Origin of the sequence: Bordetella sputigena, from assembly GCF_965137885.1 — a bacterium.
Classification (GTDB): Bacteria; Pseudomonadota; Gammaproteobacteria; order Burkholderiales; family Burkholderiaceae_B; genus Bordetella_C; species Bordetella_C sputigena.
Genome location: NZ_CBCSCA010000001.1, coordinates 457,874 through 469,963, shown reverse-complemented (window position 1 = coordinate 469,963; position 12,090 = coordinate 457,874). Strand labels below are relative to the sequence as shown.

General features: G+C 65.8%; 12 protein-coding genes. 4 read left to right on the top strand and 8 right to left on the bottom strand.

Annotated elements, in window-relative coordinates; genetic code table 11:
* Positions 1–6: 6 nt before the first annotated feature.
* The 4 genes from ACNA0R_RS02225 to ACNA0R_RS02210 are packed head-to-tail and all read right to left on the bottom strand — an operon-like array spanning position 7 to position 1,730.
* Positions 7–300 carry a 2Fe-2S iron-sulfur cluster-binding protein gene (locus tag ACNA0R_RS02225; protein WP_415824249.1) on the bottom strand — a complete coding sequence of 98 codons (294 nt, stop codon included), beginning with the start codon at positions 298–300 and terminating at the stop codon, positions 7–9.
* 46 nt (positions 301–346) lie between these two features.
* Complete coding sequence (locus ACNA0R_RS02220; RefSeq protein WP_415824248.1) at positions 347–685, bottom strand: ferredoxin; 339 nt, start codon at positions 683–685, stop codon at positions 347–349.
* Positions 682–984: a 2Fe-2S iron-sulfur cluster-binding protein gene (locus tag ACNA0R_RS02215; protein ID WP_415824247.1), complete on the bottom strand. Its 303-nt coding sequence runs from the start codon at positions 982–984 to the stop codon at positions 682–684. The genes ACNA0R_RS02220 and ACNA0R_RS02215 overlap by 4 nt, the downstream gene beginning before the upstream one ends.
* Positions 985–998: 14 nt before the next feature.
* On the bottom strand, positions 999–1,730 hold the full coding sequence (locus ACNA0R_RS02210) for a TenA family transcriptional regulator (RefSeq protein WP_415824246.1): 732 nt from the start codon (positions 1,728–1,730) through the stop codon (positions 999–1,001).
* Between the two features lie 516 nt (positions 1,731–2,246).
* Between ACNA0R_RS02210 and ACNA0R_RS02205 the strand changes: the two genes are divergently transcribed.
* From ACNA0R_RS02205 to mdoH, 4 genes are all read left to right on the top strand, one after another.
* Entirely contained in the window at positions 2,247–2,639 is a 393-nt protein-coding gene (locus tag ACNA0R_RS02205) for a hypothetical protein (protein ID WP_415824245.1), read from the top strand.
* Positions 2,640–2,762: 123 nt separating this feature from the next.
* A complete protein-coding gene (locus ACNA0R_RS02200; protein WP_415824244.1) occupies positions 2,763–3,026 on the top strand; it encodes a DUF1488 family protein in 264 nt (87 codons plus the stop codon).
* Positions 3,027–3,369: 343 nt separating this feature from the next.
* A complete protein-coding gene (locus ACNA0R_RS02195; protein ID WP_415824465.1) occupies positions 3,370–4,899 on the top strand; it encodes a glucan biosynthesis protein G in 1,530 nt (509 codons plus the stop codon).
* Complete coding sequence (gene mdoH, locus ACNA0R_RS02190) at positions 4,880–7,414, top strand: glucans biosynthesis glucosyltransferase MdoH (protein ID WP_415824243.1); 2,535 nt, start codon at positions 4,880–4,882, stop codon at positions 7,412–7,414. Before ACNA0R_RS02195 ends, mdoH begins: the two co-directional genes overlap by 20 nt.
* A 79-nt stretch (positions 7,415–7,493) precedes the next feature.
* Here mdoH and ACNA0R_RS02185 read toward each other — a convergent pair whose 3' ends face one another.
* From ACNA0R_RS02185 to mltA, 4 genes are all read right to left on the bottom strand, one after another.
* Positions 7,494–8,447, bottom strand: a complete 954-nt coding sequence (locus ACNA0R_RS02185) for a D-2-hydroxyacid dehydrogenase family protein (RefSeq protein WP_415824242.1) — start codon at positions 8,445–8,447, stop codon at positions 7,494–7,496.
* A gap of 48 nt (positions 8,448–8,495) precedes the next feature.
* Positions 8,496–9,395: a DsbC family protein gene (locus ACNA0R_RS02180; RefSeq protein WP_415824241.1), complete on the bottom strand. Its 900-nt coding sequence runs from the start codon at positions 9,393–9,395 to the stop codon at positions 8,496–8,498.
* Between the two features lie 166 nt (positions 9,396–9,561).
* Positions 9,562–10,731 (bottom strand): UbiH/UbiF family hydroxylase, encoded by a 1,170-nt coding sequence (locus ACNA0R_RS02175; RefSeq protein WP_415824240.1) that lies wholly within the window; start codon positions 10,729–10,731, stop codon positions 9,562–9,564.
* Positions 10,728–12,041: a murein transglycosylase A gene (gene mltA, locus ACNA0R_RS02170; RefSeq protein WP_415824464.1), complete on the bottom strand. Its 1,314-nt coding sequence runs from the start codon at positions 12,039–12,041 to the stop codon at positions 10,728–10,730. Before mltA ends, ACNA0R_RS02175 begins: the two co-directional genes overlap by 4 nt.
* Positions 12,042–12,090: the final 49 nt, after the last annotated feature.

The window sequence follows — 12,090 nt, the reverse complement described above, 5'->3', positions numbered from 1 at the left end:
AACACGCTATTCCGGCCGGCCGGCCCAGGAAACCTTGATATTGCCATTCACGAAGGTCTGGCAGGCCATCCTGTAACCCTGCTCGAACTCCTCCGGCTTCAGATGCCGGCGCTCCTTGGGCTTGACGGCGTCCGTGTTCTCCAGCCCCTCTTCGATCAGGCATTTGCACGTGCCGCAGAGGCCTCCGCCGCACTTGAACGGGATGCCGCCTTTCTCTTTGAGCGAGACACGCAGCAGATTGCTGTTGGGCGCCGCGGACACCACTTTGCCGCCGTTGGTAATAAAGGTGATTTCTATCATGTTGGAGGTAAGCCCCGGTTGAACTCGGGATAAGCCGCGCGCGCCTTCAGCGCTTGATCAGCGTGGCCTGCAAGGTGCCGAAAGTGACCAGATCGCCAAGGGCGCGCCGGGCATCTTCCAGCAGCGCATATCGCTCCATTACGCGCACGGGCACGACGTTCACGGTATGGGGCGGCGCCTCTTCCACGATCCGCACCCGCGCATCGGCCGCCAGCCTGACGATTTGAAACACAGCCGTGGGTTTGCCGTAGAACGCGTAGTCGTAGGTTTCGACGACCGAGGCGCCCGAGGGCGGCTCGCTGCGGTAGATGCCGGGCTTGCTGGTAAGCACCACGTAGCCATCCGCGGCGCGTTCCAGGGGCGGGTTTGGGGCGGCGTCGATCATGCTTCGCCATCATCCTGGGCCAGCTCGATATCCGCCGTCAGCCACAACTGACAGGCCAGCCGGTAACCCTGCTCCAACCGCTCGCCCAACTGCTTCTTCTCTTTCCAGTTCGCCGGCGGCAGGTGTTCGGCCCCCGCCAGTACGCGGCAGGCGCACTTGGCGCATTTGCCCATACCGCACTCGTAGCGCAGATGCGGATAGGGGAATCGCTTGATGCCGGCGCGCACCACCAGGTTGGCGTTGTCCTGCACAACGTCGGTATAGGTCTGGCCGGCTTTGTGGAATACGACGGTAGGCATGGCGGGACCTGGTGTCAGGCGGCCATCTGCAACTCGGGCAGCGGAATATCCTGCTGGACGTAGTCGGTATACAGCGCCGTGGTGTAGAGCAGGCGCATCTGCGCGCCGATTTCGCAGATTTTCAGGCAGCGCTGCTGCAATTCCACTGTATTGGCATGCTCCAGGACGATTTGATAACCGCGCTCGCCGTGGATCTCGTCGGACACGATATGCAGGTCGAAGAACTCGATCTCTTCGTCCGTGAAACCGTATTTATCCCGTAGCGTAGGAGTCTGCTTACGATAAATGGACGGCACCTGCGACTCCAGGCCGACCACCAGTCCCGCCACGGCGACGATGGGATCCTCGCGCATCGCGACGGCATAGCACCAGCTTTGCAGCGCCCTGGTCGTGGGGGACATATTGTCGGGGTTGGTCACACGCTCGCGCGTGGTCCCGCAGGCCTCGGCAAAGCGGATCAACAGGTCGGTGTGCCGGTCGCCGCCGATTTCTTCTTCGTACATGTTGGCCAGCAGGAAGTCCTTCGCCTCCGTATAACCGTCCGGGGTCCGGGCATACAGATAGCCGAGGTAGTCGGCGAACGGGCCGACATAGTGGTAATGGTTTTCCGCCCACCGGCACAGATGTTCGCGGCTGAGCTTGCCGTTCGCCCAGGCGATGCTGAAAGGCGACGCGTTGGCGCTTTTGCCTTTGATGGCGTTTTCCAGGGCAGTGCGAAATACGTCTCGGCTCATGAGTTCGGCCATGGCGGGCTCCTGATTCAGCGTTGTTGAGTCGGCGCTTCGGAACGAAGTGCCATTACGGAACATTGTATACCGTATTCCAGACGCCACACTTAGGGGAAACGCGCAGCCGCGCCCTAGGCGATTGCCGGCGGCTTGCTATAATGTTGGTTACAGAAACGCAATCGGTGTTTACCATGAGCAACCTCAGCACCCCCCTCCAGCAGTACCTATCCGCCCCTATCGGGGAGCAGATGCGCCCGTATCTGGACCGCAGGGCCGCGGTTCGTCGGGACGTGCCGCTGCTGCCGCGGCGTTGGGCCGAATTGATAGCGCTGTGGCGCCGTCCCACGGGGACCGCCAAGTCCGCGGCCATGAATAAAGCCAGCACGCATAACGCGCCTGGGCGCGCGAGCGAAAATAAGCTCGCATCGCAGGGACGCTAGACACACGCGGATCCCCGACCGCCAGCCCGTGCGGCCCGACCGGGGCACGCTGCTTGCTCCTTGCCCGGTTCCATCAACCGGCAAGGAGATTCACATGAAGCTACGCCGTCTCACGCCCGCCTTGACTTTGGCGGCCCTGCTCGCCGCGGGTGGCGCTTACGCCCAGTCGTCCGCTCCCACCACGCCGTCCACGACGCCGAACGACTCCACCGCGACCCCGCCGAACAATCCCAAGGTTCCTCCGGGCACGGCGTCGCCGCCGGTCAACTCGACGGCTACCCCGCAGTCCAACACCGGCATGGGCACGTCCACGCACAAGAGCGGCAACCGCAGCGGCTCCACCATGCACAACGGCTCCCATAGCAAGAACAAGAGCGGCAGCACGCACTCGGGCACGCGCAACTCCAGCAGCATGGGCGGCGATACGTCGACCTCTGGCTCCGCGCAGCCGTCGAAGTCGGTTCCCGCGACCGGCGCGGGCAAGTAGTACAGCCCTTCCGGCCGGCCAATTCCGATAAGGGCCGGCATTCCATATCCGCCACCGCGAATCCACAGCCAGGCAAGGCGACTTGCCTGGCGGCGGTGTGCGCAACGCGTATGGAGAGCAAGCATGGGGACGTTTGCGCAAAAGACCCACGCACGGGTCGAGGACGATGTCATCGTCTTTTCCCTTTCCCGGAATGGGGAGGATCGCCAATTCGAGATTTCCGGAGACGCGCTGCGTGAATATTTCGGCGCGGAAGATAACTCCGGCAGCGCCTTGCTGCGCGCCTTCGAGCGCGGCTGCGACAAAATCCAGATGGTTGCCGCGGCCGCTTTCAACACCCCGACCGATGGCGTGACCACGCTGGGTACCGGCGATTTCGACGACTGAGTGCGCGCCCGCCGTACCTGCCTGAATCCGGGCAGGCCGCGGCGGGCGGCCGCCGCCCTTTTCACACCGGCCGCGAAACGACGGCGTCGAACCCCAAATAAAGGACCGCAATCCGCGGCCATTATCGAGGCGCGATTATGAAAAACCCGGGTTGATTCCGCCTTGGCGGCGCGCAAAAAATTATTTCAGGTTTGACAGGATGCCGGCCCAATCGGGTGGGACATTGTGCAAAAATCGCGCTGTCACATGCATTCCGCCCCACCCTTGGAGCCAGAGGCAATCCCACGTGTTTGCGTATTCTTCCCGCCGGTTGACCGGCGCACTGTCCGCGCTTTGCCTGTCGATGGCCGCCTTTGCCGGCATGGGCATCGGCCAATCCGCCCACGCGTTTTCTTTCTTTGACGTCATGAAGCAGGCCCGCGATCTCGCGGACCAAAGCTACAAGGCGCCGGAACCCAATCTTCCGGATTCCCTGCAGGAATTGAAATTCGCCGGTTATCAGCAGGTACGGTTCAGGAACGACCACCTGTACTGGGGAAATGCGGGTACCAAATTCACCCTGGGTTTCTATCACGAGGGCATGCATTTCAATACGCCGGTCAAGATCAACGAAATCGACGCGGCGGGTGTGCATGAAATCAAATTCAACCCTGACGACTTCGATTATGGCAATCTGAAGCTCGATACCGCGGCCCTGAAAAACCTGGGTTTCGCCGGATTCCGCGTGCTGTATCCGGTCAATAGCAAGGACAAGAAGGACGACGAACTGGCCTCCTTCCTGGGAGCCAGCTATTTCCGCGTGATCGGCAAGGGCCAGAATTATGGCCTGTCGGCCCGTGGCCTGGCCATCGATACGGCACTCCCGTCCGGCGAGGAATTTCCACGCTTCCGCGAGTTCTGGATCGCGCGCCCGTCGCCGGAAGACACCACGCTGACCATCTACGCGCTGCTCGATTCGCCGCGGGCCACCGGCGCCTATCGGTTCCTGCTGCGCCCCAACGACGCCAACAGCATCGTCGATGTGAAGGCGCGCGTTTTCCTGCGCGACCAGGTGGGCCGCCTGGGCATCGCCCCGCTGACCAGCATGTTCCTGTACGGCTCCAACCAGCCGTCGCCAGTGGTGAACTACCGGCCGGAAATGCACGATTCGGACGGCCTGGCCATCCATACCGGCAGCGACGAATGGCTGTGGCGCCCCCTGGTCAATCCGCGCCGGCTCGCCGTCAGCGCTTTCAGCGTGGAGAACCCGCGCGGCTTCGGCCTGCTGCAGCGCGGCCGCGAATTCAGCCGCTACGAGGACCTGGACGACCGCTACGAAAAACGTCCCAGCCTGTGGATAGAACCGCAGGGCGATTGGGGCAAAGGCAGCGTGCAGCTTGTGGAAATTCCCACGAAAGATGAAACCAACGACAACATCGTTGCCTTCTGGGTACCGGATAAACAACCGTCCAAGGGCGACCCGCTGGACCTGAGCTACCGGATGGTCTGGACGCTGGATGAAAAGAAGGTGCACGACACGCCGCTGGCCTGGGTCATGCAAACGCGCCGCTCGCGCGACGAGGTCAAGGGCCCCGACCTGATCCGCCGTTCGGACGGCAGCATCGCCTACATCATCGACTTCGTCGGACCGTCCCTGCAGTCGCTGGCGCCGGACGCCACCATTACGGCGGATACCTGGGTCGACGGCAATGGCCAGATCGTGGAAAACAGCGTGCGGCCGAACCCGGTGACGGGCGGACGGCGCCTGACCCTGCGCGTGAATATCAAGGATCCCACCAAGCCGGTGGAAATGCGGGCTTTCCTGACGAACGGTCAAGCGCCCTTGTCGGAAACCTGGACTTATCGCATTCCGAATGAACCTGAAGCCAAATAACAGCCTGCCGGGCGCCGACGCGGTCGAAGACTACCTCGAACGCCTGGCGCTTCCGCCCGAAACCCGAGCCGCCACGCAGGAACGCGCGGCCGCGGCGGCTGGCGAAGGCCGGTCCGCCCTGGACGCGGTACACCGTTCTCTGGCCGGCGACGACACGCTGGGCGGCGATCCGGTGCTGGCCTCGGGGCTGGAGCGCTTGCGCGTGGCCGAAGGCGACGATCCCGATATCGCCGGCATGGCGCGGCAGCTACCTGACTCGGGCGTCTGTCTTGCATCGGCGCCGCCCTTGAATCGCACGCCGATGTCGCCCGAGCCCTGGGTACCCAATCCCATGGTGCGTTTCTGGCGCCGCATGCGCGGACAGGTTCCCAATATCTCTGACGACTATATGGCGACCGCGCCGCGCATGGACCCCCGCTGGCGCCAGGCCGGCAGCCGGCGCCGGATGTGCCTGGTGACCATGGTCGCCCTGCAGACGGTGATCGCCACCTATTACATGAAGGGCGTGCTGCCCTACCAGGGCAAGCAGATCCTGGAAGTCGGCATCCTGTTCCTGTTCGCCCTGCTGTTCTGCTGGGTGTCGGCCGGTTTCTGGACCGCCATGATGGGCTTCCTGCAATTGCTGATCGGTCGCGACCGCTACAGCATTTCGGCGCGCGGCATGGAGGACGCCCCCATCGACCGGTCGGCGCGCACGGCGATCGTCATGCCGATCTGCAACGAGGACGTCTCGCGGGTCTTCGCGGGCCTGCGCGCGACCTATGAATCGCTGGCGCAGACCGATGCGCTCGACCGCTTCGACATCTTTGTCCTGAGCGACAGCTACAAGGCCGACATCTGCGTGGCGGAACAGCGCGCGTGGGTGGACCTGTGCAAGGCGGTCAAGGGCTTCGGCCGTATCTTCTATCGGCGCCGGCGCCGGCGCGTCAAGCGCAAGAGCGGCAATATCGACGATTTTTGCCGTCGCTGGGGCGGTAATTACCGCTACATGATCGTGCTGGACGCGGACAGCGTCATGACCGGCGAGTGCCTGAAGCGCCTGGTCCAGCTGATGGAAGCCAGCCCGGACGCCGGCATCATCCAGAGCGCGCCGCAGGCCAGCGGGATGGATAGCCTGTACGCGCGGATCCAGCAGTTCGCGACGCGGGTCTACGGCCCGCTGTTCACGGCCGGCATGCATTATTGGCAGCTGGGCGAATCGCACTACTGGGGCCATAACGCCATCATTCGCCTCGCGCCCTTCATGCGGCATTGCGTGCTGGCGCCGCTGCCGGGCAAGGGCGCCTTCGCGGGCGCCATCCTGTCGCACGACTTCGTCGAAGCGGCACTGATGCGGCGGGCCGGATGGGGCGTATGGATCGCCTACGATCTGCCGGGCAGCTACGAGGAACTGCCGCCCAATCTGCTGGAAGAGCTGCAGCGCGACCAGCGATGGTGCCACGGCAACCTGATGAACTTCCGGCTGTTCTTCATCCAGGGCTTCCATCCGGTGCACCGGGCGGTCTTCCTGACGGGCGTGATGTCCTATCTGTCGGCGCCCCTCTGGTTCCTGTTCCTGCTGCTGTCCACGGCGCTGCTGGCGGTGCATACCCTGACGGAACCGCAGTACTTCGTCGAGCCGCGCCAGTTGTTCCCGATCTGGCCGCAATGGCATCCCGACAAGGCCATCGCGCTGTTTTCGACCACCGCCGTACTGTTGTTCCTGCCGAAAGTGCTGGGCGTCCTGCTGGTGTGGGCGCGCGGCTCGCGCCTGTTCGGCGGCCGGCAGAAGGCCTTGTCCAGCATGCTGATGGAGGTATTGTTCTCCATGCTACTGGCGCCGGTGCGCATGCTGTTTCACACGCGTTTCGTCGTGGCGGCTTTCCTGGGCATATCGGCCAAGTGGATTTCACCCGCGCGGGACAATGACCAGACGACCTGGGGCGACGCCTTCAAGCGCCATGGGTCGCAGACCTTGCTGGGCATATGCTGGGCGGCGCTGGTGGCGTGGCTGAATCCGGTCTTCCTGTTCTGGATGGCGCCCATTCTGGCCGCGCTGCTGCTGATTATTCCGCTTTCGGTCTATTCCAGCCGGGTGGACCTGGGGCGGCGCGCCTATCTGGCCCGCTTCTTCCGCATTCCGGAGGAAACGCAGCCGCCCACCGAATTGCAGGCGACGCGCCGCTATACGGCGCAGAACCGCAGCGGAGCACATGTGCCGGACTTCGAGGATGCCGTGGTCGATCCGGGAGTCAACGCGCTGGCCTGCGCGATGGCGACCGCGCGACACAGGCCCAATGCGCTGAATGAAGCTTTCCGCCGCCAGCAGGTCGACCATGTCATGGAGTACGGGGTGGATGCCCTGTCCGAGCCGCAGAAAATCAAGCTGCTGGACGATCCCGTGGCGCTGAGCCGCGTGCACGGGGCAATATGGCGCAGCCGCGAAGAACATGCGGTGCAGCTGCGCGAGCGCACCGCGCCACGCGAGGCGCCGCCGGCGGCGCTGGATTCCGTGGAAACCGCGCCGGCGCTTTAAGGCGCCGGCGGCGGACAACCGGCGGCGGCAAGGGTATGCCGGGCTACCGAGCCCCGGCATACCAGGCCCCACCGCCGCATCACAAGGTGCGGATAGGCGACCCGGCGGCCCAGGCTTTGATGGCCTCCAGCACGTTCTGATAGAAAGCCTTGAAGTTGTCGGCGCTGACATAGCCCAGGTGCGGCGTCAGCACGACATTCTTCAACTGCCGCACGGGGTCATCCGCGGGCAGCGGTTCGACCGGGTAGACATCCAGGCCTGCGCCGCCGATGCGCCGGTTGCGCAGCGCGTCCATGAGCGCATCCTGATCCACCAGACCGGCGCGCGACGTGTTCACCAGAAAAGCCGTGGGCTTCATGGCCGCGATGCTGGCCGCATCCACCACACCGCGCGTAGCAGCGGACAGGATCAGATGGACGCTGATGACATCGGCCGTCGCGAACAACTCCTGCTTGTCGACGTAGCGGGCGCCGCCCTTTTCGGCACGCTCGGGTGTCAGGTTGGGGCTCCATGCCACCACATCCATATCGAATGCGCGGCCGACGCGGGCCAGGGCGCTGCCCAGCTTGCCCAGGCCCACGACGCCCAGGCGCAGCCCCTTCAGCGAGACCGGCATGCCGGTCTGCCACAGGCCTTTGCGCATGTTGGCGTCTTCCGTGCAGATATTCTTGAACAGGGCCAGGATCAGCGCCCAACTGAGCTCAGCCGTGGCGTTCAGGCCATTTTCCGAACCCGGCGCACCGGACACCACGATGCCGCGTGCCTTGCAGGCGGCCAGGTCGACGGAATTGTTGCGCAACCCGGTCGTGACCAGCAGGCGGAGATTGGGCAAGGCATTGATCAGGTCCGACGGGAAGGGCGTACGCTCGCGCATGATCACGATGACGTCGAACGGCTGCAGCGCGGACACCCGCTGGGGGCCTTCGGGCAGATATTCGCGGAATACTTGCACACTGGCCTGCGGCCCGAGCGAGGCCCAGTCCGCGTAGTCCTTCGCCACGCCGTGGTAGTCGTCAAGAATGGCAATCTTCAATGCCGTCTCCTGGTGGATGGATGGGGATGTCCGGAGCAGCGTGTCCGCTCAGCCGCTCTTCTTCGATGATTTATTCAGGTGCGCGAGCAGTTCATCCGGGGGCAGCGCGCCGCTGACCCGGCTGCCGTCGGGGAAAAACAGCGTGGGCGTTCCGCGCACCATCAGCCGCTGGCCCAATGCCAGCACCTGGTCTATCGGCGCATTGCAGTTGGCGGCCTCGGGCAGCTTGCCGCGCACCATCCAGTCATCCCACGCCTGTCCCGGCTTCTGCGCGCACCAGATATCGCGCGCCTTGACGCGCGAGTCCGGCGCCAGGATGGGGTAGATGAAGGTGTAGACGGTCAGGTTGGGAATGTCTTCCAGCGTATGGCGCAGCTGTTTGCAGTAGCCGCAGTTGGGGTCCTCGAAGACCGCGACGACGCGCGAGCCGTCGCCCGTCACCCGCTTGACGGCCAGATTCAAGGGCAACTGATCGAAAGAGATCGTGCCGATCTGCTCCTGCCTCTCGCGCGTGATGTCCTGCCGGGTGGACGCGTCGATCAGCGGGCCTTCCATCACCCAGCCTACTTTTGCGTCGGTGTAGATCAGATCCATGCCCACCTGGACCTCGTACAGGCCGTAAGGCGTGCGGCGCACGGCAGTGATGGTCAGGTCCGGAAAGCGTTGGCGGAACAGCGCCCCCACCTGATCGGTATCGGCGCCGCCGCCCTGGCCCGTCGCCGTGCTGATCCCCTTTTCACCCGGGTTGGGGCCGCTGGTGACATTGGCGGCGGGACCGGCGCCCGCTGTACTGGTCACCGTCTGGCCCGGCTGGGGTTGACCCGCCGACTGGGTGGAAGTGACCTTGTCGCCCGCGCTGGCCGGGGCAGGCAGGACGGCAACCGCCAGGATGGTGGCCGCGGCGGCCGCCGCGGCGCGAATGGCGGAAAGCCAGGCTCGGGTAATCATGTACGACTCCTTGAAACTTGCCGGCAGGAACCGGCGTCAACCGGCGCGTATCGTCGCCGGCCGCCCCGGGGGGCGAATGGTCCGGGCCAGCCACCCGGCATCGGCAGCGGGCCGAGGGCGCCCAAAGCCGGCCCCGGGGGCTTCGACCGGGGCCGGGCACGCGGGTTCACCGCCCGGAAGCTTGCTCGATCAGCAGCCTTTTGAAAAGGGGCGCGGCATCCACCCAGCGCATGCCGGCATTGCGCAGCCAGGCGGCTGGAGCGGCCCGGCTGGTAAAGAGCTTGTGCAGGCCATCGGTCGCCAGGCGCATGGCCAGCACGGGTTCGGCCCGGGCGCGCTGGTAGCGTCGCAGGACACGCGCATCGCCCGCGGCGCGATAGGGCTCGCGCCGCGCGACGATCGCCGCCAGCGCCTCCGCGTCCCCCAGCCCCAGGTTCAAGCCCTGCCCCGCCAGGGGGTGCAGGCGGTGCGCCGCGTCCCCCACCAAGGCCACGCCCGGAGCGGTCATTTGCGCGTGCTCCAGGAAAAGCGGAAAACCGTGCAGGCCGATATTCATGCGCAGATCGCCCAGGCGCCCCTGGGTCACCGCCGCCAGGTGCGCGACCACCGCGTCCGCCTGCGCTTCGGCGGGCAGCGCCTGCAAAGCCTGCGCGCGCGCGGTGGGCGCCGACCAGACCATGGACACCTGCGGGCCGCGCGCCGTGTCGGGCAAAGGCAGCAGCGCCAGCACCCCTTCGTCATGGAACCATTGCATGGCCGTGCCGTGGTGGGGCAGCGCCGCATCCAGATGGGTGACCAGGCCGACCTGCCCGTAAGGCCTGGAATGCTGGGCCAGGCCGGCGGCCGACCGCAGCGGCGACCCGGCGCCATCCGCGCCTATCGCCAGATCGGTGCGCAGCTGTGCGCCGTTCTCGGTCAGTACGGCGCCGGCTTCGAAGCCGGCGCAGCGATCGGCGATCCACGGGATGCCGGACAGGCGTACCGCCTGCGCCAGGACCCGCTCGATTTCAGCAGCCTCGACGATCCAGGCCAGGTGGGGCTGCGCCGCCTGCCAGGCGTTAAGGGTGACGGAGCCGTCCGCGTCGCCGTGGACCTCCATGGCGTCGACCGGCGCGATGCGCGCCGCCGGCAGCGCATCCCAGATGCCGAGCGCGGCCAGGAAGCGCTGGCTGGCTGGCGAGATCGCGTACACGCGCGGGTGGTAGTGCTCAGCCGGAGCCGGCGGCACGGCGGCGACGGGCGCCAGCACGGTCACCGCCTGCTTCTGGCGCGCCAGCGCCAGGGCGGTCGCCAGGCCGACGATGCCGGCGCCGCATACGAGAATTCCGTGTTTCATCGCGCGCTGGGCTCCCCGGCCTGCTTGGGCCACAAAATCCACATCTGGCCACGCTGCTTCATGCGGCCCGCCATCTGGCCCGCCGCGTCGCCGTAGCCCCAGTAGAAGTCGGCGCGCGCGGCGCCGCGGATGGCGGTGCCCGTGTCCTGGGCGAACACCAGGCGTTCCAGCGGACGGTCCGAGCCCGGCCAGGTGGTGCCCAGGAAAACCGGCGTGCCCAGCGGCACGAAGGACGTATCCACCGCGATCGATCTGCGCGCCGTCAGGCTCAGGCCATAGGCGCCGCGCGGGCCCGCCTCCGGATCGGTAACGGCCTCCTCCTTGAAGAAGACCACCGCCGGATTGGCGTTCAGCATCTCCCGCACCCGTTGCGGATTGCGCTGGGCCCAAGCGCGGATGTTCTGCATGGAAGCCTGGTCCGCGGTCAATTCGCCCTTGTCCACCAGCCAGCGGCCGATGGAGACATAGGGCTGGCCGTTGTGATCGGCGTAGGCCACACGTATCGTTTTGCCGGCGTCAGGGCCATCCGTCAGCTGGACCCGGCCGGAGCCCTGCACCTGCAGGAAAAAGTTGTCGACCGGATCGTCCACGTATACCAGCGCCGGCGGACGCCGCGCGGGATTGCTGTCGAGCTCGGCGCGGGTGTCATACGGCACGACGCGCTTGCCGTCCAGCTTGCCGCGCACCCGCTTGCCGGCCAACTCCGGATAGATGGACCCCAGGTCTATGGTCAGCAGATCCTTGGGCGGCGCGTAGAGCGGCCACTGGTTCAGCCCGCCCTGCACGCGCGAGCCGCGCACCAGCGGTTCGTAGTATCCGGTGACCATATTCGATGCCGGCTTGCCATCCGGCGCCAGCAGGCGCCAGGGCTGCAGATACGTCTGCAGGAAGCGACGCACGCTTTCGGCATCGGTGGCGACGGGACGGCGGGATGGATCGATGGCGGCGGCGCACACCGGCTGCCAGGCGCGCGGCGTGGCCCGCGCCGGCAGCGTCAGGTTGCCGGAGGTTGGCCGCATCAAGCCCTTGCAGTTGCGCAGGAACACCTGCCAGAACTGCGCCAGATCGTCGTCGCGCCATGCGGGAATATCGCTGTAGTTGACGCGCTGGAACCGGCCGACCAGCGGCCGGGTCGGCGTGTCGGGCAGACTGGACAAGGGCGGCACCACCAGCGGCGATTCGGCGGCAGGCGCGACAGCCGTGCCCGCGCCCGGCGTAGCGGCGGCCTCTTCCGGCGGGATGCCGTTTTCGACAGTGGAACAGCCGGCCAGGATGATGCCCAGCAGCGCAAGCGGAACCAGGCGGTACAAGGAGTGCTTCATCTAGAGGGGGACAGTATCTGGGGGTGCCCGCGACGAA

Coding starts and splice junctions, on each gene's coding strand:
- ACNA0R_RS02225 (WP_415824249.1), bottom strand. CDS start 300: ATGATAGAAATCACCTTTATTACCAACGGCGGCAAAGTGGTGTCCGCG.
- ACNA0R_RS02220 (WP_415824248.1), bottom strand. CDS start 685: ATGATCGACGCCGCCCCAAACCCGCCCCTGGAACGCGCCGCGGATGGC.
- ACNA0R_RS02215 (WP_415824247.1), bottom strand. CDS start 984: ATGCCTACCGTCGTATTCCACAAAGCCGGCCAGACCTATACCGACGTT.
- ACNA0R_RS02210 (WP_415824246.1), bottom strand. CDS start 1,730: ATGGCCGAACTCATGAGCCGAGACGTATTTCGCACTGCCCTGGAAAAC.
- ACNA0R_RS02205 (WP_415824245.1), top strand. CDS start 2,247: ATGAAGCTACGCCGTCTCACGCCCGCCTTGACTTTGGCGGCCCTGCTC.
- ACNA0R_RS02200 (WP_415824244.1), top strand. CDS start 2,763: ATGGGGACGTTTGCGCAAAAGACCCACGCACGGGTCGAGGACGATGTC.
- ACNA0R_RS02195 (WP_415824465.1), top strand. CDS start 3,370: ATGGCCGCCTTTGCCGGCATGGGCATCGGCCAATCCGCCCACGCGTTT.
- mdoH (WP_415824243.1), top strand. CDS start 4,880: ATGAACCTGAAGCCAAATAACAGCCTGCCGGGCGCCGACGCGGTCGAA.
- ACNA0R_RS02180 (WP_415824241.1), bottom strand. CDS start 9,395: ATGATTACCCGAGCCTGGCTTTCCGCCATTCGCGCCGCGGCGGCCGCC.
- ACNA0R_RS02175 (WP_415824240.1), bottom strand. CDS start 10,731: ATGAAACACGGAATTCTCGTATGCGGCGCCGGCATCGTCGGCCTGGCG.